This window comes from Arthrobacter sp. zg-Y877, from assembly GCF_030373105.1.
Taxonomy (GTDB): Bacteria; Actinomycetota; Actinomycetes; order Actinomycetales; family Micrococcaceae; genus Arthrobacter_B.
Map to the genome: position 1 here is coordinate 345,497 of NZ_JAUCPU010000001.1, position 25,199 is coordinate 370,695.

Here is a 25,199-nt window from a genome sequence, read left to right on the forward strand (position 1 = left end):
GTCATGGACGCAGAAGACCTGCCCCAGGGAGTGCACGTGCTGCGGCGGATCCTGTTCGAGGGGTTCGCCCGGGGGAACACGGACCTAGTGGACGAGTTGTGCTCCCCGGACCTGATTGAGCATCAGTTTGGACTCGAGGGCCGCGGAGCCGAGGCAATAGCCCACGTGAAGAAGGCCATCACGCAGGTCCACGAAGCCATGCCGGACCTGCACTACGACCTCGAAGACTGGGCCACCCGGGGCAACACGGCCTGGGTCCGCTTCTACGGGCGGGGCACCAACACGGGACCGTTTTTCGGCCCGCCGAGCGGTAAGGCGGTTGAGCTGACCGTAGTGGATATTGCCACGGTGGTTGACGGGCGGATCACCGAGCACTGGGGTGTGCCGGACCGGTTCTCACTGCTGCAGCAGACAGGCGTGCTGGCCCGGCTCCGCCCCGGGGCCGCCGCCGTGGACAACCCCCTGGCCGCCCCCGGAGGGAAACCCGGAGACCTACCCGGGGTAAGCCCAAAGGGTGCCGGTTTGGTGTGATTTTGTTCTCGGCTGCAGGGCGGGCCGGACCCGCCGCAGACCTCGTCATGGAGACCCGCAGCACGTGCAGATCCCTGCAACGACGCGGAATTTCCAGGACCGCTGGGCCATGCATAGATCCGGGCTTATACCCGCGGCGCTCTTTACGGTCAAGACCCTTCACAGGCAGTGTCGCTAAATTAATCGGATGCGCCCCCCCAAACCCTCATTCTTCGAGCGACTCTCCGTGCCCGGACGGTTGGTCGCGTTCTTCCTCGTCAGCCTGCTCGCCGGCGTGCTTGCCGCCAGCACCCTGATCCCCATGGCCGCCGTGGCTGCCACGGGAACCGACATGGCCGTGGGCGTACTGGACCAGCTGCCCGATGAGCTGGAAACCGGTCCCCTGGACGAGGGCTCGAAGATCTACAGCGCCGACGGTGTGCTGCTGGCTACGTTCTACTCGCAGAACCGGGTACCGGTGAAGCTGGACGAAATGTCGCAGAGCATGCAGGATGCCATTGTCTCCATCGAGGACGCCCGCTTCTTCGAGCACAACGGCATCGACTTCACGGGTGTCGCCCGCGCCGTTGCCTCCAACGCGGCCGGTTCGGATACGCAGGGCGCCTCCACCCTGACCATGCAGTACGTGAACAACGTGCTGATCAGCCGGGATATGGCCGACGGCAAGGGCGGCAGCGACCTGACCATCAGCGGCACCAAGGACCTGGGGGACAAGCTCCGCGAAGCCAAGCTCGCCGTCGCCGTGGAAAAGGAGTACACCAAGGAAGAGATCCTTGAGGGCTACCTGAATATTGTCCTCTTCGGCGGACAGACCTACGGCGTGGAGGCCGCGGCACACAGCTTCTTCGGCGTGACCGCCGCAGACCTGACTCCGGCACAGTCAGCCATGCTGGCCGGCATGGTGCAGTCGCCCAGCCACTACAACCCCTTCACCAACCCCGAAGGCACGAAGGACCGCAGGGACACCGTCCTCGCGGCCATGCTGAAGAACGGCAAGCTCACCCAGGCCGAATACGACCAGGCCGTGGCCACCGGGCTGGACCTGAACCCGCAGAACGTAACGTCTGGGTGCACGGGAGCCGAGATGGCCCAGTACTTCTGCAGCTACGTGGAGCAGACGGTACTGCAGTCGGAGGCCTTCGGCGCCGACGTCGAAGAGCGCGCCAAGCTCCTGGCCCGGGGCGGCCTGACCATCCGGACCACGCTCGACTCGCGGCTGCAGTCGCAGGCCCAGAAACAAATCGAAGCCCAGGTTCCGGTGGGAGACGCATCCGGGGCAGGTTCCGCAATCGTTTCCGTGGAACCGGGCACCGGCAAGATCCTGGCCATGGCCCAAAACACGGAGTACACCCCGGAACTGGGCAAGGGCAAAACCCAACTGAACTTCAACGTCGACGCGGACATGGGCGGCACTCCCTACGGCTTCCAGCCCGGGTCCACCATGAAGCCGTTCACGACGGCGGCCTGGCTGGCCTCAGGCCGCGGCCTCAACGACACCATCGACGCCACCCGGACGTCCTACCCCGCCGGCTTCAAATGGAAAGCCAGCTGCCTCGGCGCCAACGCCGAATTCGACGAGTGGAAATTCAAGAACGCCTCCGAGGGCTTTGAGAAGAAAATGACCGTGGCGGAGGGCCTCACCCAGTCCGTCAACACCGCCACCGTTGCACAGGCCGCGCAGCTGGACCTGTGCGACATCCGGGACACGGCCACCGATATGGGCGTCCACCGGGCAGTGGACGGGGAACCACTGGAAGTCACCAGCCCCTCCTTTGTGCTCGGCGGCCAGGAAGTCGCTCCGCTGACCATGGCTTCCGCCTACGCCACCTTCGCCAGCGGCGGTACCTACTGCGAGCCGACGGCACTGACGGAGGTCACGGACGGCCGGGGCAACGCCTATGACGTTCCCGGTGGGGAATGCACCCAGGCCATCGACGCAGACGTGGCCGCCGCCGTGACGCAGCCGCTGCAGAAGCTGGTGGAGGGTTCACCGGGCAGCATCCATCCCATCGGTGTGCCGGCTGCGGCGAAGACCGGCACCACGGACATGTCCGAGCAGACCTGGACGGTGGGCTACACCACCGGCATCTCCACGGCCTCGTGGGTAGGCAACTGGAACTCCTACTCCTCCCTGAACAACCAGTCGATTAACGGTGTCACCCGCTCCTACGTGGACGGCTCCGCCATCGCCGGTGCGCAGTGGACCGACTACATGGCCGCCGTCGCCAAGCTCTACGACGCGAAGGCGTTCCCCGCCGTTCCGAACCGCATGCTCTAGCGCCATGGCCTCCATGGTCTCCATGGTCTCCACGTTCCGGGACAGGGGCGGGTACCGGCGGGACTAGCGTCAGCGGGGATTTACGACGCTAAGCGTGCTGATGGCAGACTGGGAGAGACCAGGACGCAGCGCGAAGGGAAGAATCCAATGACACCCGATTGGGTCCAGCACGTGGTGTGGTGGCAGGTCTACCCGCTGGGGTTCGCCGGAGCGGAAAAGGCTGCGCTTCCAGACCCACTCCCCGGCACACCCATGGATCGCCACGGATTGACCCGGCTGGTGCCGTGGCTCGATTACCTCGTGGAAATGGGTGCCTCCGGCCTCGCGCTCGGACCGGTGTTTGCCTCTGAAACCCACGGCTATGACACCACCGACTACTACCGGATCGATCCGCGGCTCGGGGACGACGCCGACTTCGACGAACTCATTGCGCAGGCCCACGCCCGCGGCATCCGGGTTCTCCTGGACGGCGTCTTCAACCACACCGGCCGCTCCTTTGCGCCGTTCCGGCAGGCGCTGGAGCAGGGACCGGACGCGCCGACGGCGGACTGGTTTCGGTTCTCCTGGCCGGACGCCTGGACGCCCGGCACCGAGCCGGAGTACGCGGACTTCGAGGGCCACCACCACCTGGTGGCGCTGAACCATGACACCCCCGCCGTGGCGGATGTCGTGGCTGACGTGATGAAGCACTGGCTGCGCCGCGGAGCCGACGGGTGGCGCCTGGACGCCGCCTACGCAGTGCCGTCGCCGTTCTGGGCCGCCGTGCTGGACAACGTCCGCTCCGAGTTCCCCGACGCCTACTTCGTGGGGGAGTACATCCACGGAGACTATCCGGCGGACGTGCGTGCCGGGCATCTGGACTCGGTGACCCAGTACGAACTGTGGAAGGCGGTCTGGAGCTCGCTCCAGCAGGCGAATTTCTACGAACTGTCCGCCGCGCTCGAGCGGCACAACACCTTCCTGGACACCTTCGTGCCGCTGACGTTCATCGGCAACCATGACGTCACCCGCATCGCCAGCCGACTGGGGGACCTGGGCCGGCTTGCCCATGCGCTGGTGCTGCTGTTCACCCTGCCGGGCACCCCGGTGGTCTATTACGGCGATGAGCAGGGCTACCGGGGGATCAAGGAGGACCGTGCCGGGGGAGACGACGATATCCGGCCGTCCTTCCCCGCGTCGCCGGAGGAACTCTCGGCGGTCGGGCAGCCCCTTTACGCCCTGCATCAGGAACTGATCGGGCTGCGGCGGCGGCACCATTGGGTGCATGCGGCCCGCACCCGGGTGCATTCGCTGAGTAATGAGCAGCTGGTCTATGAGGTGTACGACGGCGGCCACTCGCTGTTCGTGGCAATGAATCTTGCCGAAACTTCGGTCACCGTGCAGGTGCCGGCCGCCGCCCGGGACGTCCTGTCCGGCGCGGGCGGGCTGGACGTCCAGGGCGGGCGGCTGACGCTGCCGGCGTTGGGCTGGGCCGTTCTTGGCCCAGCCGCCGCTGCCGGTTAGTACAGCTTGATGGTGCCGCCGTCGGCCATGAGGGTCTGGCCGGTCAGGTACTGCGAATCCTCGCTGGCCAGGAAGACCACGATCGGGGCAATGTCCGTTTCTGGATCGCCCAGGCGGCCCAGCGGAACGCCGTCAACGACTTCCTGGTAAGCCTCCGGGAAGGCCTTGCTCCACTGCACGATGCCCGGCGTGAGGGCGACCGGCGAGACCACGTTCACGCGGATGCCGTCCACGGCCCACTCGTTGGCGGCGGTGCGGGAGATGGCCCGGATGGCTTCCTTCGCCGCGGCGTAGGCGACCTGGTTGGGCAGGCCCTTGATGCCGGCACCTGAACCGAAGTTGATGATGCTGCCGCGGGTCTTCTTCAGTTCCGGATACGCCGCGCGCATCAGGTGGAAGGTTGCCATGGTGCCCGTGTTGAAGGACAGGTCCCAGATCTCCGGCGTGGTTTCCATGATGGGTGCCTGCTTGGAGGCATGCGCGTTGTTGACCAGGATGTCCAGGCCGCCGAAACGCTCCACGGTTTCGGCCACGATGGCCTCGGCGTTCTCCGGCTTCGAGATGTCCTTGGCGATGAAAATGACCCCGCCCTTGCCCTCGAGGTCGGCCAGGAGCTTGTCGCCCTGCGCCTGGTCGATATCCACCACGGCGACGTTGGCGCCTTCTGCGAGGAACCGCCGGACAATGCCCTGGCCGATTCCGCCGGCCCCGCCGGTGATGATGGCGGTCTTATTGCTGAGTTTCATTTTCTTCCTTCCGTGAAACCGGGCGGATTGGGGCGCCCGGAGCTTTGTTGAGGCCCTGTTCGACGCCGGCAATGAAGTTCGCGACGAAGAAGTCCAGGGACCGGCGTGAGGTGGTACGGCTGATGCCCTGGTCCTGGAACCGGGCGGCCTGCGGGTGGGCCGCCACGCCGTCGGCCCCCCAGAGGGCATGACCCGGTGTTCCGTCGGCCGCAGCCCCCTCCGGTTCCGGTGCCCCGTGATTCGCTGCCGCGGTGATGGATGCCGTACCGATCACCGCCGCGGAGATTCCCAGCAGGCAGTCGAAGCCCTGCTCCTCGTCCAGCCCGGCGGCCTTCAGCCGGGACAGCACGAGCTCCACCTCTGCGGGGGTTGCCATGTTCACCAGGCGGCGCGGCGTGAGGACGATGCGCAGCAGCCAGGGATGTGCGGAAAAGGCACGCCACTGGGCATCGGCGAAGTGCTGCAATGTCTCCTGCCAGCCGAGGTCGTGGTCCGGCAGGAGCGCGTGGTCGGCAGTGGCTGCGTCAGCCATCAGCAGCAGCAGGTCCCGCCGGTCGGAGACGTGGCGGTAGAGGGCCATTGCGGAAACACCGAATTCGCCAGCCACCCGCCGCATGGAGACGGCGTCGAGGCCGTCGGTGTCCGCGATGCGGACCGCGGCGGCGGCGATGGCGGACGGGTGAAGCGGAGTATTCCGGGTCATGACGGTCCCTTCGGACGGATAGGCAGTTTACAGTGTATACCCACGCAGGCATGGGCATTCCGTAAGGGTTTACCGCCGGGACGTGAGGAAAGCGTGAGGATGGCATTCGGGGCCTCGGCGAGGGCATCTAATCGAATGCGGCACAAGGTGTGCCCGTGCTGCCGGACGGCGGTACGAAAGATCCAGCTGGGGGCAATTCCTGTGCTCGACGTAATTTTTGTGGTTGGCTTCGTGGCGCTCTTCGCCGCGTTTGTCCTGATGGCCGGGGCGGTGGAAAAGCTTTGATCTTCTTCAACGTCCTTGCGCTCTGCCTCGGCGTAGCCGCGGTGTTCTATCTCCTCGCAGCTCTTGCCCGGCCGGAGCGGTTCTGATGGGCGGGTGGGTAACGGCGGCCCAGGTCATCAGCCTGGTCGTCCTGCTGGCCCTGGTGTACCGCCCGCTTGGCGACTACATGGCCCGGTTGTACTCCTCGGAGAAGCACCTCCGCGTGGAACGCGGCTTCTACCGCCTGATCGGGGTGGACGGTTCCTCCGCCCAGGTCTGGCAAAGCTACCTGCGCGGCGTCCTGGTGTTCTCCGGGGCCAGCATGTTCCTGCTCTACCTGCTGCAGCGGATCCAGCACCTGCTGCCCGGCTCGCTCGGCCTCCCCGCCGTGCCGGAAGCCCTGTCCTTCAACACTGCGGCATCCTTCGTCGCCAACACCAACTGGCAGTCCTACTCGCCCGAAGTGACCATGGGTTACGCGGTGCAGATGGCCGGACTGGCAGTGCAGAACTTCCTTTCGGCAGCCGTTGGCCTGGCCGTGGCCGTGGCCCTGGTCCGCGGGCTGGCCGGCCGTAACTCCTCCACCATCGGCAACTTCTGGGTCGACCTGACCCGCGGTGTCCTGCGGCTGCTGCTGCCGGGTGCCTTCCTGGCTGCTTTGGTGCTGCTGATCGGCGGTGTGATCCAGAACTTCAACGGCTTCACCTCCGTCACCACCCTGATCGGAGGAACCTCCACGGTTCCCGGCGGTCCGGTGGCCTCGCAGGAAGCCATTAAGCTGCTGGGCACCAACGGCGGCGGCTTCTTCAACGCCAACTCCGCCCACCCGTTCGAAAACCCCAGCGGGTGGACCAACCTGGTGGAAATCTTCCTGATGCTGGTTATCCCGTTCAGCCTGCCCCGGACCTTCGGCACCATGGTGGGGGACCGCCGGCAGGGCTACGCCATCCTGGCCGCCATGGCCGGTATCTTCACCGTTTCACTCGCGGCCATGACCGCCTTCGAGTTCGGTGCCGCAGACGGGACCGCAGGTTCGATGGAGGGCAAGGAGCAGCGGTACGGTATTGCCGCCTCGACGCTCTTCGGCTCCACCAGCACGCTGACGTCCACCGGTGCGGTGAACGCCATGCATGACAGCTTCAGTCCACTGGGCGGCATGATGGCAATGCTGAACATGATGCTCGGCGAAGTGGCGCCCGGCGGTGTCGGTTCGGGCCTCTACGGCATGCTGATCCTTGCAGTCATCACCGCCTTCGTGGCCGGGCTCCTGGTGGGACGCACGCCCGAGTACCTCGGCAAGAAGATCGGGCCGAAGGAAATCAAGCTCGCCAGCCTCTACATCCTCACCATGCCGACCCTGGTCCTGGTGGGAACCGCGCTGAGCTTCGCGGTGCCGGGAATCCGGGCCGACATCGAAGGCACCTCCATCCTGAACACCGGACTCCACGGCTTCAGCGAGGTCCTCTACGCCTTCACCTCCGCGGCGAACAACAACGGGTCCGCCTTCGCCGGACTCACGGCCAACACCCCGTGGCTGAACACCGCACTGGGCGTGGCGATGCTCGTGGGACGCTTCCTGCCGATGGTCTTCGTGATCGCCCTGGCCGGAGCATTCGCCGAGCAGGGCAAGGTCCCGGCCTCGGCCGGCACCCTGCCGACCCACCGGCTCCAGTCAGTGACGCTGCTGTGCGGCGTCACAGTCATCGTGACTGCCCTCACCTTCTTTCCCGTACTCGCGCTGGGTCCCCTGGCGGAAGGACTGCAATAACCATGTCCACACTTACCAAACCCCTGGAACCCAGCGAGGCTCCGGCTTCAGCTCCGGCCCCGGCCGCCCGCGGTATCACCGCCGGCTCGCTGGCCGCCGCCCTGCCCGGAGCCTTCCGGAAAATGGATCCGCGGCTGATGATCCGCACCCCGGTGATGTTTATTGTCGAAGTGGGTGCCGTCCTGATCACCGCGATCGCCATCGCGGAACCCTTCCTCGGCGGTCCCCAGGACTCGGGCGGCACCCCCGTCCCGGGCGCCTTCTCCTGGCTGATTGCGGGCTGGCTCTGGGCCACCGTCATTTTTGCCAACCTCGCCGAATCGGTGGCTGAGGGCCGCGGTAAGGCGCAGGCAGCCAGTCTGCGCAACAGCCGCGCCACCACCACCGCCTACCGGGTGGACGGCTATGACGCAGGCCGGGACTCCGCCGCCCTCGCAGCGACCGTGAGCGAAGTACCCTCAGCCGATCTGGCACTGGACGACGTCGTGGTGGTTGAGGCCGGACAGATCATTCCCGGTGACGGCGACATCATCGACGGCATTGCGTCCGTGGACGAATCCGCGATCACCGGCGAATCCGCTCCGGTGGTCCGCGAATCCGGCGGCGACCGGTCGGCCGTCACCGGCGGCACCCGTGTCCTGTCGGACCGGATCGTTGTCCGGATCACCAGCAAACCGGGTGAAACCTTCGTGGACCGGATGATCCGGCTCGTCGAAGGCGCCGCCCGGCAGAAGACCCCCAACGAGATCGCGCTGAACATCCTGCTGGCCACCCTCTCGCTGATCTTCGTGGTGGTGGTGCTGACCCTGAACCCGCTGGCCAGCTACTCGTCCGCCACCGTGAGCATCCCCGTCCTGGTGGCACTGCTGGTCTGCCTGATCCCGACGACCATCGGTGCGCTGCTGTCCGCTATCGGCATCGCCGGCATGGACCGGTTGGTCCAGCGCAACGTGCTGGCCATGTCCGGCCGTGCCGTCGAGGCCGCCGGCGACGTCACCACGCTGCTCCTGGATAAGACGGGCACCATAACGTACGGCAACCGCCAGGCCGCCGGATTCATCCCGATCAACGGCACGGAAAGCACTGACCTGATTGATGCTGCCGTCCTGTCCTCCTTCGGGGACCCCACTCCGGAGGGCAAGTCCATCGTGGACCTGGCCGCTTCGGAGGGCTGCCGCCCGGAGCCCCCGGCCGGCTCGGTCAGCGTGCCCTTTACGGCGCAGACCCGGATGAGCGGCATGGACTTCCCGGACGGGGCGAAGATCCGCAAGGGAGCTTCAGCAGCCATCCTGGACTGGACCGCCGAAGCCGGCGGCATCGACGTCGACGTCCTGATCGCCGTCGAGGACCAGGTGAAGAAAATCTCCACCGGCGGCGGCACCCCGCTGCTGGTGGCGGTCCGCGACGCCGACGGCGGCACCCGGGTCCTGGGGGTCATCCACCTCAAGGACGTGGTCAAGGAGGGGCTGAAGGAGCGCTTCACGCAGCTGCGCGCTATGGGTATCCGTACTGTCATGATCACCGGCGACAACCCCTACACTGCCAAGGCCATCGCTGCCGAAGCAGGCGTGGACGACTTCCTGGCCGAAGCCACGCCGGAGGACAAGATGGCCCTGATCCGCCGCGAGCAGGCCGGTGGCCATCTGGTGGCCATGACGGGCGACGGAACGAACGATGCCCCGGCGCTGGCCCAGGCCGACGTCGGCGTGGCCATGAACACGGGCACCTCCGCGGCCAAGGAAGCCGGCAACATGGTGGACCTGGATTCGGATCCCACCAAGCTGATCGACATTGTCGGCATCGGCAAGCAGCTGCTGATCACCCGCGGTGCGCTGACCACGTTCTCGATTGCCAACGACATCGCCAAGTACTTCGCGATCATCCCGGCCATGTTCGTGGGCGTCTTCCCGGGCCTGGCGGCGCTGAACCTGATGCAGCTGCATTCGCCGGCGTCGGCCATCCTCTCTGCGGTGATCTTCAACGCGTTGATCATCGTGGTGCTGATTCCACTGGCCCTGCGCGGCGTGAAGTACCGTGCCGCCGGCTCGTCGTCGGTGCTCAGCCGGAACCTGCTGATCTACGGCGTCGGCGGTGTGATTGCACCGTTCATCGGCATCAAGCTCATCGACCTGCTGATCAGCCTTATTCCGGGGTTCTGACATGGCGGCCACTATCCGGATCCTCAACCTCATCGAACGCAGCATCCCCAGCACTAGGAGCAGGAAATGAACCCCGTCCGCAGCAGCATGCGCCAGCTTGGCGTCTCGATCCGGGCCCTGGCGGTGCTCACGCTCCTCCTGGGCGTGGTGTATCCGCTGGCAGTGGCCGGAATCGGCCAGGCAGCACTGCACGGCCGTGCCAACGGCTCCATGGTCAGCAGCGGCGGAACCGAGGTCGGCTCCAAGCTCATCGGGCAGTCCTTCACGGACGCCGACGGCGCGCCCCTGCCGCAGTGGTTCCAGTCCCGCCCGTCCGCGGCCGGTGACGGCTACGACGGCGGAGCATCCAGCGGTTCCAACCTGGGTCCGTTGAATGAGGACCTGGCCGCCGCCATAGCGGAGCGCCGGGCCGCCGTGGGTGAGCTGGAAGGCGTGGCCCCGGAGGATGTCCCGGCCGACGCCGTGACCACCTCGGGCTCGGGACTGGACCCGCACATCAGCCCGGAATATGCCCGGCTGCAGGTGAACCGGGTGGCCGCCGAACGAGGCCTGGACCCGGCGCAGGTTTCTGCCCTGGTCGACGACGCCACGCAGGCGCCGTCGGCGGGAATCCTAGGGAACAGCACCGTCAACGTGTTGCTTTTGAACATTTCGCTGGCCGAGCTGGACACTTAGTCCATGACGCGAGGACAACTGAGGGTATTCCTGGGGGCGGCGCCCGGCGTGGGGAAGACCTACGCCATGCTCGAAGAGGGACGCCGCCTCCGGGATGAGGGATCCGACGTCGTCGTCGCACTGGTGGAAACCCACGGGCGCGCCGGGACGGCCGCTATGGCCGATGGCTTGGAGACCGTCCCGCGCACCACCCTGCGGCACCGCGGGCTGGAACTCCAGGAACTGGATTTGAACGCGGTGCTGGCCCGGGCACCCGAATACGCACTGGTGGACGAGCTCGCCCATACCAACGTGCCGGGACTCAAACACGAAAAACGGTGGCAGGACGTGCAGGCCCTGCTCGACGCCGGGATCAACGTCCTGTCCACCGTGAACATCCAGCACATCGACTCACTCAATGACGTGATCGAGCAGATCACCGGCACCCTGCAGGCCGAAACCGTGCCTGACGCCGTCCTGCGCGGGGCCGAACAAGTGGAGCTGGTGGACCTCACGCCGCAGTCCCTGCGCGGACGCCTGGCCGACGGCGTGATCTACCCGGCCGAACGGGTGGACGCCGCCCTGTCCAACTACTTCCGGCTGGGGAACCTGACCGCCCTGCGCGAACTCGCGCTGCTCTGGCTGGCCGACGAGGTGGACTCGGCCCTGAACCGTTACCGCGCCGAGCATGGCATCAGCAGTAAGTGGGAGGCCCGGGAGCGCGTGGTCGTGGCGCTCACCGGCGGTCCCGAGGGCCGGACGCTGCTGCGCCGCGGAGCACGGATCGCCGCCCGCTCCGCGGGAGGCAAGCTCCTGGCCGTCCATGTGTCCGGAGCCGACGGGCTGCGCGGACCCGAGCCGGGGGAGCTCGCCGCGCAGCGGATCCTGGTGGAGAAACTCGGCGGCACCTTCCATCAGGTGGTGGGCAACGACGTGCCGCAGGCACTGGTGGAGTTTGCCCGCGGAGTGAATGCCACCCAGCTGGTGGTGGGAGTCAGCCGACGCCCCCGGATCGCCGCCCTGCTCTCGGGCCAAGGCATCGGTGCCACCGTCATCCGGGAGTCCGGGGACATCGACGTGCATATGGTCTCGCACTCCGCTGCCGCCCGGACCCTGGTACTCCCGCATTTCGGCAGCGCACTCTCGGTGCGCCGGCGGGTGCTGGGTTTTGCCTTCGCCCTGGTGGGCGGTCCGCTGCTCACTGCGGCGCTGGTTGCGGCCCGCAGCGCGGAAACCATCACCGGCGACGTGCTGAGCTACCAGCTGCTGGTCATCCTGGTGGCACTGGTCGGCGGCATCTGGCCGGCATTGTTCGCGGCACTGCTCTCCGGCCTGACCCTGGACTTCTTCTTCATCCAGCCGCTCTACACGGTGACGGTGGCCACGCCGTCGCACATGCTGGCGCTTGGCCTCTACGTGGTCAACGCGATGCTTGTCAGTTACGTTGTTGATGCCGCCGCCCGGCGCGCCCGCACCGCCCGCCGGTCGGCGTCGGAATCCGAACTGCTGGCATCGGTGGCCGGCAGCGTGCTCCGCGGCGAAGATGCCCTGGCCGCCCTGGTGGGTCGGACGCGCGAGGCCTTCAACGTCAGTGCCGCCCGCATGCGGTGCGACGGCAAGGACCTGTATTCCGAAGGCGAGTGGCCTGCGGAGGTCTCTCCCGAAGACCCGGCCTTCACCCGCCTGCCCGTGGGGGAGCAGTGTTTCCTGGAACTGTGGGGGCGGGAACTGGCCGCCTCCGACCGGCGCCTGCTGGCCGTCATCACCGCCCAGCTGGAGGCAGCCCTGGAGCACCGGGACCTGACCGAAACCGCCAGGGGACTCGGTTCCCTGGCCGAGGCGGACAAGGTCCGCACGGCCCTGCTGGCCGCCGTCGGGCATGACCTCCGCCGGCCGCTGACCGCCGCAACCGCCGCCGTCACCGGGCTGCGGGCAACGGACGTCACATGGTCCGAAAAGGACCGCAGCGAACTGCTGGCCACGGCCGAGGAATCGCTGGCTTCCCTTTCCGGACTGGTCACCAGCCTGCTGGATGTCAGCAGGCTCCAGGCCGGTGTCGTGGGGGTGAGCCTCGAGCCGCTGAACGTTGCCGATGCTGTCCTGCCCGCGTTGGAGGAACTGGAACTTGGACCGGCGGAAGTGGAACTGGAAATTCCCACGTCGCCCCGGGTGGTCCTGGCCGATCCGGTGCTGCTGCAGCGGGTCCTGGTCAACCTCCTGGCCAACGCGGTGCGCTTCAGCCCGCCCGGAACGAAATCCGTATTGAGCGTCAGCGAGTTTGCCGGAAGGGTGGAGATCCGCGTCATAGACTCGGGGCCCGGCGTTCCGGAGCAGCGGCGGGGAGAGATTTTCGTCCCCTTCCAGCGGCTGGGGGATACCGACAACTCAACCGGGCTGGGCCTGGGCCTGGCCTTGGCCAAGGGATTCACGGAAGGAATGGGCGGAACACTGGATACCGAAGACACACCCGGCGGCGGACTGACCATGGTCCTCTCGCTGCCGGCCGCCAACCGCCGTGTCCCTGCGGGCGGACAGCGGTCCCCGGCGGTGGCCGGATGAAGATCCTGATCGCCGACGACGACGTGCAGATCCTGCGTGCGCTGCGGATCACCCTGAGCGCCTACGGGTATGAGGTGGTGACGGCGGAGAGCGGCAGCGCCGCCATCCGCAAGGCCGTGGACACCCATCCGGACCTGCTGGTCCTGGACCTGGGTATGCCCGGGCTTAGCGGGATGGATGTCATTGAGGCCGTCCGCGGCTGGAGTGCGGTTCCCATCCTGGTGGTGTCGGGCCGGATCGATCCGGCGGACAAGGTGCGGGCGCTCGACCTCGGAGCGGACGACTACGTCACCAAGCCCTTCTCGACGGAGGAACTGCTGGCCCGGATCAGGGCGCTGTCCCGCCGCTCACCGGCGGCAGCGGGACCCAGCGAAATCACCTTCGGCCCGGTGCGCGTGGACCTTGCCGGGCACCGCATTGCACGGGTCGACGACGGCTCGGATATCCGCTTGACCCCCACCGAATGGCGGTTCCTGTCCGAGCTGCTGGCCCATCCGGGGATGCTGGTGACCCAGCAGACGCTGCTGACCAAGGTGTGGGGGCCCGGCACGACCGACTCCGGGTATCTGCGCCTCTACATCGGGCAGCTGCGGCGCAAACTCGAGAAAGACCCGGCTGCCCCGGTGCACCTGCTCACCGAGCACGGCATGGGGTACCGGTTTGTGCCGTGATGAGCCGTGATGAGCCGTGATGTGCCTGGTGCCAGAACCGCAGGCCGGTCCGGCTTAAAGCAGTGAGCGCCCGGCCCCGGTAGGGGTCGGACGCTCACTGTGGCATGCGTTGGGGCTAGGAAGCCTTACGCAACACGGTAGAACACGGGGCCGGAGCCGACGTTCGCGGACTGAACGACGGTCTCGCTGCCGTTCCAGCCGCTGTGGATGGCCTGGCCGTTGCCGATGTAGATGGCAATGTGGGCCAGGCCCATGCCGCCGTCGGCGTAGTAAGCGATGTCACCGGGCTCCGGGGTGGAGACCTGGGTGCCGTATGCTGCCAGCTGTGCCGGACCGAGGTCACCCACGGAGTGGCCGGCTGCGCGCAGGGCAACCTCAACCAGGACGGTGCAGTCCTGGGCTGCGCCCAGCTGCGACTGCGCCGAGGCGAGCATGATGGCGTTGGTGCCACTGGCTGCCGGGGTAATCGAAGCGGACTGCGTGCTGATCACGCCGGTGTTGGCAGCCGATGCTGCAGCCGGAGCGGCTGCGGCCGGTGCGTAGGCTGCAGCGGGGGCAGCAGCGGCGGCCGGAGCGGCTTCGCCGGCCAGGGTTACAACGTCGCCCGGGTAGATAACGGACGCCAGGGAGAGGCCGTTCAGGGAAAGAACGGTATCCAGGCCTACGCCGTAAGCGGCGGAGATCTGGCCCAGCGTGTCACCGGAGACCACGGTGTGGGTGGCGGCAGCGGCGGCCGGAGCTGCTGCAACCGGAGCTGCTGCAACCGGTGCGGCCTGCACCGGGGTGTAGGTGTCGTTGGCGACAACGCCGGCGGAAGCCGGTGCGGCCATGCCCAGCATGATGCCGGAGCCGGCGACAACTACAGCAGCGGTGCTGCCGAAGGTGCGGCCGCGGCCTGCAACGGCCTGTGCGATGGTGGTCCGTGCGCTGGTGTTCTCGGCGCGGTGACGGCCCTGAGTCTTGTTGAAAGTCATTTGAATAACCTCTCCCGATACCTGCGAGGTGAGCTGTCGGATTCGGATGGGAGTCACCCGGCCGCCGGATCATCCGGTCGGCTTAACCCCAAGGGTTCACAAGGAACCCGTAAATGGTTCCCCCGCCCCTGCCGTGGTGGTGCGTTCTGTGGACCCCGGACCAGCGGCAGAGCTAGGTAACAAGCCCGGGGGAGCCGCATCAGAAAGCGGCATGGGAATAACCGTACAAGATAGTTACGGTTGGATAACCATTGTGTGATCAGCTTCTCGCGGGGGTGTGTGCGGGGCCGCGGTGTGCTAGCAGTTTTTCGCCACGCAGGCCACTCCGGGCACTGTTTCACCGTGGGTCACGGGGCTTTCCGGACCGGCCTCGTCTGGGCCGGATCCGATTTTCCGTGGGGGGCGGAAGCGCGTAAGGTTGTTAGGCAGCCTTCCAATCTTGGAGGCGGGGTTCCGAGCAACAGGAGTACGCAGTGGCTGGCAGCGGTCAGAAGTTATGGTCCAAGGGATTTGTCCTGGCGATCATCACCAACCTCTTTATTTCGATGGTCTTTTATCTGCTGATGACCACCATGGCGCTCTACACAGTGAAGGAATTCTCCGCCTCTGACGGAGCCGCCGGATTCGCGTCCGGATCCTTCGTCCTCGGCGCCCTGGTGGCGCGTGTGTTTGCCGGCAAGTTCCTGGACTTCGTCGGCCGCCGCCGCCTGCTGGTGGCCAGCCTCGCGGTGTTCGTCGTGGCGTCGCTGCTGTACGTCCCGGCCTCGAACCTGGCCCTGCTGCTGACGGTCCGGATCCTGCACGGTGCCGCGTTCGGTGCGGCCAGCACGAGCCTGTCCGCCTCCGTCATGGGATTAATACCAGTGAACCGGCGCGGGGAAGGCACCGGTTATTTCGGGATCTCGACCACCTTGGCAACCGCCGTGGGTCCGTTCCTGGCCGTGATGCTGGTGGACTCCGTGAGTTACCGCGCCCTGTTCCTGTTCGCCGCCGGCTGCGCCGCCGTCGCACTGGTCCTGTCCCTGGTGCTCCGCCTGCCCGAGCGCACGCCCACACCCGAGGAGCAAAACACCAAGTGGCGGATGCACCTGACGGACATCATTGACCCGGCCGCGCTGGCCATTGCCTCGGTCATGTTCATTGCCGGTGCCGCCTACGCTGGCATCCTTTCCTTCCTCAACTCCTATGCGCAGAGCGAGGGTCTGGTGCTGGGTGCCAGCCTGTTCTTCGTGGTTTACGCCGTCGTTGTGCTGGTCTCCCGTCTGTTTGTGGGACGCCTCCAGGACCGGCACGGCGACAACGCCGTGGTGTACCCGACCCTCGTGTCCTTCGCCGCCGGTATGGCTCTGCTCGCCTATGCACCCAACGACACGGTGCTGGCACTGGCCGGCGTGTTTGTGGGCTTCGGCTTCGGCGCCCTGATGCCGTGTGCCCAGGCCATCGCCGTCACGATGGCAGCGCCGACCCGGATCGGTCTGGCCACGTCCACCTTCTTCATCCTGATGGACGCCGGTGTCGGGCTCGGCCCGCTCCTGCTGGGGTTGCTCCTGCCGCTGACCGGATTCCACGGCATGTACTGGGTGCTGGCCGCCGTCCTACTGGCTTCCACCGGGCTCTATCACCTGGTGCACGGCCGGAAAAACTACCGGCCCGGTGCAGCGGTGGAACCGGCCGCAGGCGTTCCCGCGGCCTGACACGGTAGCCTCTTTCCCACACGTCACCGTTGAGGGAAAGCAGACCCATGGCACGCGAGGAAACCACCCTGACCGTCCCCGGCCCGGAGGGAGAGCGGCAGGTGCGCATCTCCAGCCCCGGCCGGGTGATTTGGCCGGAACCGGGAATCACCAAACTGGACCTGGCCCGCTACCTCGCCGAAGTCGGTGAGGCCTTCATCCGCGCCAACGGCGGCCGCCCGGTCTCACTGGAGCGCTTCCCCGAAGGCGTCGGCGGGGAGGTCTTCTTTTCCAAGAACCCTCCGCGCGGCATGCCGGACTGGATGCGCTCAGTCACCGTGAAATATCCCAGCGCCCGGTCCCATCCGCAGGTGGTGCTGGATGAGCCAGCCGCGGCGGTGTGGGCGGCCCAGATGAACACGGTGGTGTTCCATCCCTGGCCGTCCCGGGCCGAAGACACCGACAACCCTGACCAGCTGCGCATCGACCTGGATCCGCAGCCGGGAACGGATTTTGACGACGCCGTCCGGCCGGCCCAGGAGCTGCGGTCCATTCTGGCGGAGGCAGGACTGGACGCCTTCATCAAAACATCGGGGAACCGGGGCATCCACCTCTTTGCGCCGATCCGGCCGGAGTACGAGTTCCTGGATGTCCGGCATGCGGTGATTGCCGCGGCCCGGGAAGTGGAACGCCGGATGCCGGACAAGGTCACCACTGCCTGGTGGAAGGAGGAACGCGGCACCCGGGTGTTCGTGGACTTCAACCAGGCCAACCGGGACCGCACCATGGCCGGCGCGTACAGCCCGCGCGCGTTGCCGGATGCACCCGTTTCCTGTCCCATCACCTGGGAGGAACTGGAACGGGTGCACCCCGCCGACTTCACCATTGCCACCGTCCCGGAACGGCTGCGCACCGTGGGGGACCCGTGGGCGGACATGTCCGCCGCGCCGGGAACCATCGACGTCCTGCTCGGCTGGTGGGAACGGGACCTGGCCAGCGGCCTCGGCGAGCTGCCCTTCCCGCCGGACTACCCGAAAATGCCGGGGGAGCCGCCCCGCGTCCAGCCCAGCCGGGCCCGCCGCAAGGACTAGGCCGGGTTGCGGCGGTGCGGCGGTGCGGCGGTTACAGCAGTGTCAGGCCTTCTGGACCGTGATCGACCACTCCGCCGGACCGCGCTTGGAGAAATCCGTGACCGGGTAGCCGCTCTCCGCTGCCCAGCGCGGAATGGCATCCGTCGCCTGGGTGCAGTCGAAGTGGATCACGAGTTCATCGCCGGTGGCGAGCGTGGTCATGGCCTGCTTGGCCTCCACGAGCGGGAAGGGGCAGACGGAACCGTTGGTTTCCAGGGTGACCTGTGCCATGTGGTGTGTTTCCTTTTCTATCTTTTGTGGGGGGGGGAAGGGGAGGGGACTAGACGCCGGCGGGGATGCGCGGCGCGGCGGCCGCCGGACGGCGGTTCATGATGGTCAGCTTCGCCGCGACGCCGGTGCCGAGGATCATGAAGATCAGCGCCGTCCAGCCCTGGAAGGTGAACTGGGCGGTCTGCACCATGGCGTTGCCGATGGTGCAGCCGCCGGCCAGTGCGGCGCCGATACCCATCAGGGCGCCGCCGCCCAGGCTCTTCACTGCCGTGGCGGCGTCGGGCACCCGGACCCGGAATTCGCCGCTGCCCTTGGCGGCGATGAAGGACCCGAGCAGGATGCCGATGACCAGGTACACACCCCAGTCCACGAGCTCCGCATCGCCGGTCACCAGGTAGCCGACCAGCTTCGAGGACGGCGTGGTGATGCCCAGGCCGTCTTCACGCCCGGTGGCCCAGCTCAGCGGCCAGGCAATGATGGCAATCAGGCCGATGACGACGGCGGTCGCGAAGGCATTCCACGGCTTTTCGAACAGGAGGTGCGCCAGGCCGGTTTTCGACGCCGGAAGGGACGCCATGGCGAACTTCGGCTTGGCCAGGTGGTGGCGGACGGCCAGGGCAACGGCAGCCACGAGGACCGCCACCAGCAGCCAGGGCGAAACCCCCAGCACCGAGTAGAAGTTGCTCTGCTCCACGGTGACGGACCGCATTGCGGTGTTGAAGCCGGCCAGCGGACCGGTCTTCATGATTGCCGCGAACAATGCGTAGGAAATCAGTGCGAGCCAGCTGCCGACCAGGCCTTCGCCGGCCCGGTAGTAGGTTCCGGTGGCGCAGCCGCCGGCCAGGATAATGGCGAAGCCGAAAATGAAGCCGCCCACAATGGTGGCAAGCCACGGGAACGCGTTGGCTTCGAGGGAAATAACCCCGGCCGCGTCGAGGGCAAAGACCCCTACGCTCTGCACAGCCACGACTACCAGGAACGCGGTCAGCCAGCGGGTATTGCGTGTAACCCAGACGTCCCGGAAGGCGCCGGTGACGCAGAAGCGGCCCCGCTGCATAACGAACCCCAGCGCCAGCCCGACCAGCAGGCCTGAAATAAGCATTGATACTGCTCCTCAAGAGAAAAGAAAAGATGCCGCGGCAACGTGCCGCAGTTGAGCAACGCTAGCCGGGGCGGTTTCCGGCCCCCAAGGAATGTGGCCCCGCATGTCCGCGGGTTAAGCCGCATGACGGCCGGTTGGACGCCGGGCCGTTCCCGTCCCATGGCCCCGGGGGTCACCCGGTGGCAGGATGGGAGGGCAACGGACAACCGGCAGCCAGGACGCGATGTCGACTATTTCAGTGGTGATCCCCGCCCATAACGACGCCGTGATGCTCGCTGCCTGCCTCCGGGCACTGTCAGTGCAGACCCGGGTTCCCGATGAAGTACTCGTAGTGGACAACGCCAGCACCGACGAGACCGCGTCCGTCTGCCGTGCGGCGGGTGTCCGGCGGGTATACGAGCCCGAGGTGGGAGTTGCCGCCGCCACGTTCCGCGGTCTCGACGAGGCCGGTGGGAACTGGCTGGCCCGGCTGGACGCCGATTCGGTGCCGCCGCCGGACTGGCTGGAGCGGCTGGAAACGGATCTGGAGTCCTGTGGTGAGGACACGGCCGTCACCGGGCCGGGGGAGTTCTACGGCTCCGGCCCCGTCATCAAGTGGTTAGCGGAGACCCTCTACATCGGCGGCTACCGGTGGTCCATGACCCTGCTGATGGGGCATCCGCCGCTGTTCGGTTCCAATTTCGGTCTCCACCGCAGCATGTGGAAGCGCCTCAGCGGCCGGGTGCACCGCGGGGATCCACGTGTCCATGACGATCTGGACCTCAGCTACCAGCTCCGCCCCGGAATGGGTGTCTGCTGGGATCCCGGGCTGCGGGTGGGGGTATCCGCACGGCCCTTTAACACCTGGCGTGGGCTGGGACGCAGGGTGGCCATGGCGTACACCACGTTCAGGATCGACTTTGCGCAGGAGCCGCCGTGCCGGCGCCGAAGGGAACGGAAACGCAGCTTCAGGCAGCGGAACCGTACAGGCGCAGGAGATCACGCGTGAACTGGTAAGGGGATTCCTCGCTGGGGCTGTGTCCGCTGCCATAGGCGGCAAAGACCGCCCCAATGCTGTCCGCGAATTCGCGGTGCAGGCGCAGCGGCCAGACGTCATGCTCACCCACGGCAACGAACTTGGGCACGGTGGCCTGTCCCAGTGCAGCGCGCAGGTCCGGCGCATGACGCATGAGCCCCACCATGTCGCGGACCGCGTCTTTCCGGGTGAGGGTGAACCGGTGGGAAACGAATCCCATCCGCCCGGGCGGGGCCCCGATGAAGTTGCGCTGCACGCCCCAGACGATCAGGTCGGCACTGATCCGGTCGCCCACCAGGGGTGCGGCCCAGCCAATCCGGCGCACGCCGCGGAAACTCTGCCCGCCCCGCGGTGGGCAGCCCAGGAGCGTGATGCTGCGGAACAGTTCCGGCCGCTGCAGCAGGGCAAGCTGGGCAACGACGCCGGCAAATGAGTAACCGACCACATGGGCCGGGCCGTACGCGGACAGTACCGAGACCAGGTCGGCCGTGAACAGATCGTAGTCATACCTGCGCCGCGGCGGCCGGAGGTTTTCGGGCCCGGCGCCGGCGGATTCGTACTGGCCGGCGAGGTCGAAGCTGAAGACGAAATACCCTGCCGCCGCGAGTTCCGGCAGCATCAGCGAAAAATCCTCCTTCGATCCCATGGCTCCCGGCACAAGCACCACCGCAGGGTTGCCGGGGTCTCCCATGCCCACGGCAGCGAGGGGACCGCTGGGCGCCTGGAACCACTTCCGGACGGACCCGGCAGGGAGTGTGGACCAGTCGACGTCGCCCAGTTCCGCATCGCGGGCGGCGGCGGGGTCCACGGCGGAGTCCACGGCCGGCACGGGTCCGGCAGGCAGCCTGCCGGGAGACCCCCTGCCCGCAAACCTGCCGCGCATCACCATGGCTCAAAAGATAGCCGTCAAAACGGGCGGCGTCTGCTGTTCCCGCCGCTCCGGGTGCCCGGACGGGCCAAGTCACTCCATGGTGCAGCGGTGCGTCCTATGCCCGTGCGCAGCCGCGGTAGAATTTCCCTGCCTGCCCCGAATCCCCCCAAAACTCAGGAGCCGACGTTGCCCGCAAAGCGTTCCCCTAACAAATTCGTGTACCGAGGAATCGTATTTACGGGCCTCACTGCCCGGGCCCTCTTCCGCGTTCCGGTGATTCCCTCCGGCCTCGGGAACCTCCCGGCGGACGAGGAGATCCGCGGCCTCAACCGCACCGTGGTTCCCGGCAAGGGTGCAGTGGTTGCCATCACGCACTTTGGCTACCTGGACTTCGCGTTCGCCGAGCTCCTGATGTGGCGCAGGCTGAAGGTCCACATGCGCTTCCTGGTGACGAAGAAGGCCACTAAGAAAACCTTCGTGAAGGCCGTCTGCGACTGGTGCGAGCACATCGTCGTGGACCGTGCCGATGGAGCAGCCGCCTACAAGGAGTCAGTGGAGAAACTGCGTGGGGGCGATTACCTGGCTGTCCTGCCCGAGGCAGGCGTCAGCCGGAGCTTCACCGTCCGGCAGTTGAAGACCGGCGCGGTGCGCATGGCGGCAGAGGCTGGCGTGCCGATCATCCCGGTATCTGTCTGGGGCGGCCACCGCATGCTCACCCGCGGGCACGGCCTGAGCGCCAAGGCCGCCTGGAAAAACCCGGTGCGTGTGCACGTAGGGGAAATGATCCGGGTGGACGCAGATGCGGACGTGGTGGAAGAGACCCGGCGCCTGCAGGAGGAACTGCAGGAGGGAATCGACTACTGCATCGACACCTACCCGGTCACTCCGGAGCCGGGCGCCTGGTGGATGCCGCGCAGCCGCGGCGGCGCTGCCATGACCGTTGAAGAGCAGCAGGTCCTGGACGCCGCGGACCGCGAAAAGTACAAAATCACGGGCTAGCCTGGCCCGACCGGAAGGAAAGCACGAAAAGCCAACGGCAGCCGCAGGTGCGGCTGCCGTTGGCATGTCACGGACCCGGGTTAGAGGATCGGGTTGCCGCCGGTCACGGCAATCCGGGCTCCGGAAATGTAGCTGCCGTCATCCGAGGCCAGCAGTACGTAAGCCGGTGCCAGTTCGGCGGGCTGGCCCGGCCGGCCCAGCGGGGTGTCGGTGCCGAACGAAGCCACCTTGTCCGCAGGCATGGTGGCCGGGATCAGCGGTGTCCAGATGGGTCCGGGAGCAACGCTGTTGACCCGGATACCACGCTCGCCCAGCAGCTGGGACAGGCTGGCGGAGAAGTTCGCGATGGCGGACTTCGTTGCCGAGTACGGCGCCAGGGTGGGAACCGGCATGTCCGAGTTCACCGATGAGGTGCCGATGATCGAGGAACCGGACGCCATGTGCGGCAGTGCGGCCTTCACCAGGAAGAACATTGCGTTGATGTTCACCTTGAAGGTGTACTCCCACTCCTCGTCCGGGATCTCCTCGATCGTTTCGCGGTCCATCTGGAATGCGGCGTTGTGGATCAGGATGTCCACCTTGCCGAACTCTTCGACGGCGGTGCTGATGACCTTCCGGCACTGCCCGGCGGTGTCCAGGTCGCCCCGGACCAGGACGGCTTTGCGGCCGGCATCTTCCACCAGGCGTGCCGTGTCACGCGCGTCCCCGTCCTCACTCAGGTAGGAGATTACGACGTCGGCGCCTTCCCTCGCGTAGGCAATGGCTACGGCGCGCCCGATGCCGCTGTCACCGCCGGTGATTACCGCGGTCTTGCCCTGGAGCTTGCCACTGCCGCGGTAGGTCTCTTCGCCGCAGTCGGGAACCGGTGTCATGGCTGCCTGGGTTCCGGGGACTTCCTGCTGCTGTTCCGGCTGGGTCATTGGATTCCTTTGCTTGTCATAGTGGGGGACACGGGATACCTGCCGGTGCGTTGCCGGCTCCGGGCGGGTGCCTAGGCCAGCGAATCCAGGGCCTCGGCGACCGGCGTCGGACCGTTGTTGAATTCAATGGTCCTGCCGATGGTGTTGGGACGCCCGAGTACTTCGGCGGCCACATGGGCAACATCCTCGCGCGAAACGGATCCGCCTTCCACACCGTCGCCGGTTTCAATCCGGCCCGTGCCGGGATCAAGGGTCAGGGCACTGGGACCGAGGATCGTCCAGTCCAGGCCGCTGGCCCGGAGGTGCTCATCGGCGTCGGCCTTGGCTTCGGCGTAGGCATAGAAGCCGTCGTCTTCGGGGACACCATGATCCTTGCCGGCACCGAAGTAGGAGACCATCACGTAGCGGCTTGCGCCGGCTGCTTCGGCGGCGTCCATGGAGCGGATGGCGGCGTCACGGTCCACGGCAAAGGTGCGGTCGGGTGTACCGCCTCCCGCCCCGGCGCTCCAGACGACGGCGTCATGGCCGCGGAGCAGTTCGGTGATCTGTTCCGTGGAGAGGTTTTCGACGTCGGCGACGACCGCTTCTGCACCGGTCTGTTCGACTTCGGCTGCGTGGTCGGGGTTGCGGAAGAGCGAGGTGACGCTGTGGCCGTTGCCGGTCAGCCGGCGGGCCAGGTGTTGCGCGACTTTTCCGTGTCCTCCGATGATGGCGATGCGGGACATACGACACTCCTTACGTTGATGACTGTCCTTCCACCATAAGCATGCTGTCGAATGTTTGCCCTGTTCCGGCCTACTCGTCCGCCGACGGCTTAGCGGTTGCAGGCCAATAGCGGCCCGGACTATGGCGGCGGCATCCGGGGCGTGCCTATGATCGCGCTGGGCGCGCAAAACCCTCCTGGGAAGGAACACTGTGGCAGCATCTACGGTTCAGCCGGACCTCGTGGTGGAGACAACGGACGGCCCGGTGCGGGGGATAGTTGTGGACGGGGCACGGGCCTGGCGCGGAATCCCCTACGCTGCCCCACCCACCGGCGCGCTGAGGCTTCGGCTGCCGCAGCCGGTGCAGCCCTGGACGGACGAGCGGGATGCCAGCCGATACGGTCCGGTTCCTCCGCAGGAAGGCGCTCTCCCGTCCGTTGGTGCGGGGCGGAAAGCGCCCATGGACGAGGACTGCCTGACCATCAACGTCACTGCGCCGCTGGAGAAGGCCCCGCCCCGTCCCGTCCTGGTGTATTTCTACGGTGGCGGCTTCACCACCGGGGCCGCTTCCTCCTCCGCCTATAACGGCCGGGGCCTCGTGGAGCGCGGGGACGTGGTCTACGTCTGCATGAACTACCGGCTGGGTGCCCTGGGCTTCATGGATTTCCGCCGGTACTCCACCCCGGAACGGCCTTTCGATGTCAATACCGGGTTGGCGGACCAGGTGGCCGCCCTGCGGTGGGTCCAGCGCAATATTGCCCGTTTCGGCGGGGACCCGGGCAACGTCACCGTGTTCGGTGAGTCGGCCGGGGCCATGTCGATCACTGCGCTGATGTGTGTTCCCGCTGCGGAGGGTCTGTTCCACAAGGCCTTCGTGCAAAGCTCGGCACCGGCCACCGCCTATGGTCCGGAGCTGCCGGAGAAATGGGCCGCCACCCTGATGGAGCTGCTGGGCGTTCCGGAAGCCGGGGCGGGGGAGGCACTGTCCACCCTGCCGCCGCGGCGCCTGGTGGAGGCCGTCAACCGGCTGACGCGGAAGATCGCCCCTGAGACCGAGCCGGGCGCCCGGGCAGTAGCTCCGGTGGTCGACGGCGATTTCCTGCCGCAGCACCCCATCGATGCCTTCCGGGCCGGCAGGGCCCACCGGATTCCGCTGGTCATCGGCACCACCCACCGCGAAGGTGCCCTGTTCGACCGGATGCTGGACATCCTCCCCACTACCCAGGAGCGGATCGACCGGATGTTTTCCCGCACCGAACCCGGGCTGAAGGACCAGGTCCTCGCCGCCTACCCCGGCTACCCGTCCAAACGCGCTGCCGTCGACGTCGGCGGCGACGTGGTCTTCTGGCTGCCCAGTGTCCAGGTTGCAGAGGCGCACTCCGCCTATGCACCCACATGGTCCTACCGGTTCGACTACGCTGCCCGGTCCGCGAACCTGCTGGGGCTTGGCGCCACCCACGGCATGGACATCCCGGCGGCATTCGGAAACTTCGAAACCAGCCTGGGCCGGTTCCAGACCCTGCTGGGCGGGAAGCGTACGGCGGTTTCACTTGGACACCGTTTCAGCGGGGCGCTGCTGCGCTTCGCCCGTACGGGATCGCCGGGCCTGTGGCCGGCCTACGATACCGGGACCCGGACCACCAAGATCTTCGACAGCACCGACCGGGTGGTCCACGATCCGCACCGGATCCGGCGGCAGGCGTGGAACGGGTACCGCGGTTACCGCTGAAGCCGAGGTATGCCG

General features: G+C 67.0%; 22 protein-coding genes and 1 riboswitch. Of the genes, 14 read left to right on the top strand and 8 right to left on the bottom strand.

Annotated elements, in window-relative coordinates:
- Positions 1 to 3: 3 nt before the first annotated feature.
- The 3 genes from QNO03_RS01640 (at position 4) to QNO03_RS01650 (ending at position 4,312) form a co-directional block, all read left to right on the top strand.
- Positions 4 to 531, top strand: a complete 528-nt coding sequence (locus QNO03_RS01640; RefSeq protein WP_289601535.1) for an ester cyclase — start codon at positions 4 to 6, stop codon at positions 529 to 531.
- A 187-nt stretch (positions 532 to 718) separates the two neighbouring features.
- Positions 719 to 2,809, top strand: coding sequence for a transglycosylase domain-containing protein (locus QNO03_RS01645; protein ID WP_289601536.1), 2,091 nt, complete (start codon positions 719 to 721; stop codon positions 2,807 to 2,809).
- Between the two features lie 147 nt (positions 2,810 to 2,956).
- Positions 2,957 to 4,312, top strand: coding sequence for an alpha-amylase family glycosyl hydrolase (locus QNO03_RS01650; protein WP_289601538.1), 1,356 nt, complete (start codon positions 2,957 to 2,959; stop codon positions 4,310 to 4,312).
- Here the strand turns inward: QNO03_RS01650 and QNO03_RS01655 are convergent.
- The gene (locus tag QNO03_RS01655) at positions 4,309 to 5,058 is read right to left on the bottom strand and encodes an SDR family NAD(P)-dependent oxidoreductase (protein ID WP_289601540.1); all 750 of its coding nucleotides are present in this window, start codon (positions 5,056 to 5,058) and stop codon (positions 4,309 to 4,311) included. The genes QNO03_RS01650 and QNO03_RS01655 overlap by 4 nt on opposite strands.
- Entirely contained in the window at positions 5,042 to 5,761 is a 720-nt protein-coding gene (locus QNO03_RS01660) for a TetR/AcrR family transcriptional regulator (RefSeq protein ID WP_289601541.1), read from the bottom strand. The genes QNO03_RS01655 and QNO03_RS01660 overlap by 17 nt, the downstream gene beginning before the upstream one ends.
- Before the next feature lie 135 nt (positions 5,762 to 5,896).
- Here QNO03_RS01660 and QNO03_RS01665 point away from each other — a divergent pair, with 135 nt between their 5' ends.
- The 6 genes from QNO03_RS01665 to QNO03_RS01690 all read left to right on the top strand — a co-directional run bounded on the left by QNO03_RS01665 (position 5,897) and on the right by QNO03_RS01690 (position 13,836).
- Positions 5,897 to 6,046, top strand: coding sequence for a hypothetical protein (locus tag QNO03_RS01665; protein WP_229948110.1), 150 nt, complete (start codon positions 5,897 to 5,899; stop codon positions 6,044 to 6,046).
- An 85-nt stretch (positions 6,047 to 6,131) separates the two neighbouring features.
- Complete coding sequence (gene kdpA / locus QNO03_RS01670) at positions 6,132 to 7,793, top strand: potassium-transporting ATPase subunit KdpA (protein WP_289601542.1); 1,662 nt, start codon at positions 6,132 to 6,134, stop codon at positions 7,791 to 7,793.
- Positions 7,794 to 7,795: 2 nt separating this feature from the next.
- The gene (gene kdpB, locus QNO03_RS01675; RefSeq protein WP_289601544.1) at positions 7,796 to 9,952 is read left to right on the top strand and encodes a potassium-transporting ATPase subunit KdpB; all 2,157 of its coding nucleotides are present in this window, start codon (positions 7,796 to 7,798) and stop codon (positions 9,950 to 9,952) included.
- A 66-nt stretch (positions 9,953 to 10,018) separates the two neighbouring features.
- Positions 10,019 to 10,627, top strand: coding sequence for a potassium-transporting ATPase subunit KdpC (gene kdpC / locus QNO03_RS01680; protein ID WP_289601545.1), 609 nt, complete (start codon positions 10,019 to 10,021; stop codon positions 10,625 to 10,627).
- A 3-nt stretch (positions 10,628 to 10,630) separates the two neighbouring features.
- The gene (locus tag QNO03_RS01685; protein WP_289601546.1) at positions 10,631 to 13,165 is read left to right on the top strand and encodes an ATP-binding protein; all 2,535 of its coding nucleotides are present in this window, start codon (positions 10,631 to 10,633) and stop codon (positions 13,163 to 13,165) included.
- Positions 13,162 to 13,836 (top strand): response regulator, encoded by a 675-nt coding sequence (locus QNO03_RS01690; RefSeq protein ID WP_289601547.1) that lies wholly within the window; start codon positions 13,162 to 13,164, stop codon positions 13,834 to 13,836. The genes QNO03_RS01685 and QNO03_RS01690 overlap by 4 nt, the downstream gene beginning before the upstream one ends.
- A gap of 125 nt (positions 13,837 to 13,961) precedes the next feature.
- Here the strand turns inward: QNO03_RS01690 and QNO03_RS01695 are convergent, their stop codons facing one another.
- Entirely contained in the window at positions 13,962 to 14,810 is an 849-nt protein-coding gene (locus QNO03_RS01695; protein WP_289601549.1) for a LysM peptidoglycan-binding domain-containing protein, read from the bottom strand.
- A 4-nt stretch (positions 14,811 to 14,814) separates the two neighbouring features.
- A riboswitch (cyclic di-AMP (ydaO/yuaA leader) is annotated at positions 14,815 to 14,962 on the bottom strand.
- Between the two features lie 321 nt (positions 14,963 to 15,283).
- Here QNO03_RS01695 and QNO03_RS01700 point away from each other — a divergent pair.
- A complete protein-coding gene (locus QNO03_RS01700; protein ID WP_289601551.1) occupies positions 15,284 to 16,504 on the top strand; it encodes an MFS transporter in 1,221 nt (406 codons plus the stop codon).
- 47 nt (positions 16,505 to 16,551) lie between these two features.
- Positions 16,552 to 17,574: a non-homologous end-joining DNA ligase gene (gene ligD, locus QNO03_RS01705; protein ID WP_289601552.1), complete on the top strand. Its 1,023-nt coding sequence runs from the start codon at positions 16,552 to 16,554 to the stop codon at positions 17,572 to 17,574.
- Between the two features lie 42 nt (positions 17,575 to 17,616).
- Here the strand turns inward: ligD and QNO03_RS01710 are convergent, their stop codons facing one another.
- Together QNO03_RS01710 and QNO03_RS01715 are read right to left on the bottom strand one after the other, a co-directional pair.
- Positions 17,617 to 17,844: a sulfurtransferase TusA family protein gene (locus QNO03_RS01710; RefSeq protein WP_289601554.1), complete on the bottom strand. Its 228-nt coding sequence runs from the start codon at positions 17,842 to 17,844 to the stop codon at positions 17,617 to 17,619.
- Positions 17,845 to 17,893: 49 nt separating this feature from the next.
- Positions 17,894 to 18,946, bottom strand: a complete 1,053-nt coding sequence (locus QNO03_RS01715) for a YeeE/YedE family protein (protein ID WP_289601555.1) — start codon at positions 18,944 to 18,946, stop codon at positions 17,894 to 17,896.
- A 223-nt stretch (positions 18,947 to 19,169) separates the two neighbouring features.
- Between QNO03_RS01715 and QNO03_RS01720 the strand changes: the two genes are divergently transcribed.
- Complete coding sequence (locus QNO03_RS01720) at positions 19,170 to 19,934, top strand: glycosyltransferase family 2 protein (protein ID WP_289601557.1); 765 nt, start codon at positions 19,170 to 19,172, stop codon at positions 19,932 to 19,934.
- On the opposite strand, the gene QNO03_RS01725 is transcribed toward QNO03_RS01720, so the two are convergent.
- The gene (locus tag QNO03_RS01725) at positions 19,894 to 20,844 is read right to left on the bottom strand and encodes an alpha/beta fold hydrolase (RefSeq protein WP_289602040.1); all 951 of its coding nucleotides are present in this window, start codon (positions 20,842 to 20,844) and stop codon (positions 19,894 to 19,896) included. The two genes, QNO03_RS01720 and QNO03_RS01725, sit on opposite strands and share 41 nt — an antisense overlap.
- Positions 20,845 to 21,048: 204 nt before the next feature.
- On the opposite strand from QNO03_RS01725, the gene QNO03_RS01730 reads away from it, so the two are divergent.
- Positions 21,049 to 21,831, top strand: coding sequence for a lysophospholipid acyltransferase family protein (locus QNO03_RS01730; protein ID WP_289601558.1), 783 nt, complete (start codon positions 21,049 to 21,051; stop codon positions 21,829 to 21,831).
- A gap of 80 nt (positions 21,832 to 21,911) precedes the next feature.
- On the opposite strand, the gene QNO03_RS01735 is transcribed toward QNO03_RS01730, so the two are convergent.
- Positions 21,912 to 22,751, bottom strand: a complete 840-nt coding sequence (locus QNO03_RS01735) for an SDR family oxidoreductase (RefSeq protein ID WP_229948136.1) — start codon at positions 22,749 to 22,751, stop codon at positions 21,912 to 21,914.
- A 71-nt stretch (positions 22,752 to 22,822) separates the two neighbouring features.
- On the bottom strand, positions 22,823 to 23,476 hold the full coding sequence (locus QNO03_RS01740) for an SDR family oxidoreductase (protein WP_289601559.1): 654 nt from the start codon (positions 23,474 to 23,476) through the stop codon (positions 22,823 to 22,825).
- Between the two features lie 190 nt (positions 23,477 to 23,666).
- Here QNO03_RS01740 and QNO03_RS01745 point away from each other — a divergent pair, with 190 nt between their 5' ends.
- Positions 23,667 to 25,184 (top strand): carboxylesterase/lipase family protein, encoded by a 1,518-nt coding sequence (locus QNO03_RS01745; RefSeq protein ID WP_289601561.1) that lies wholly within the window; start codon positions 23,667 to 23,669, stop codon positions 25,182 to 25,184.
- Positions 25,185 to 25,199: the final 15 nt, after the last annotated feature.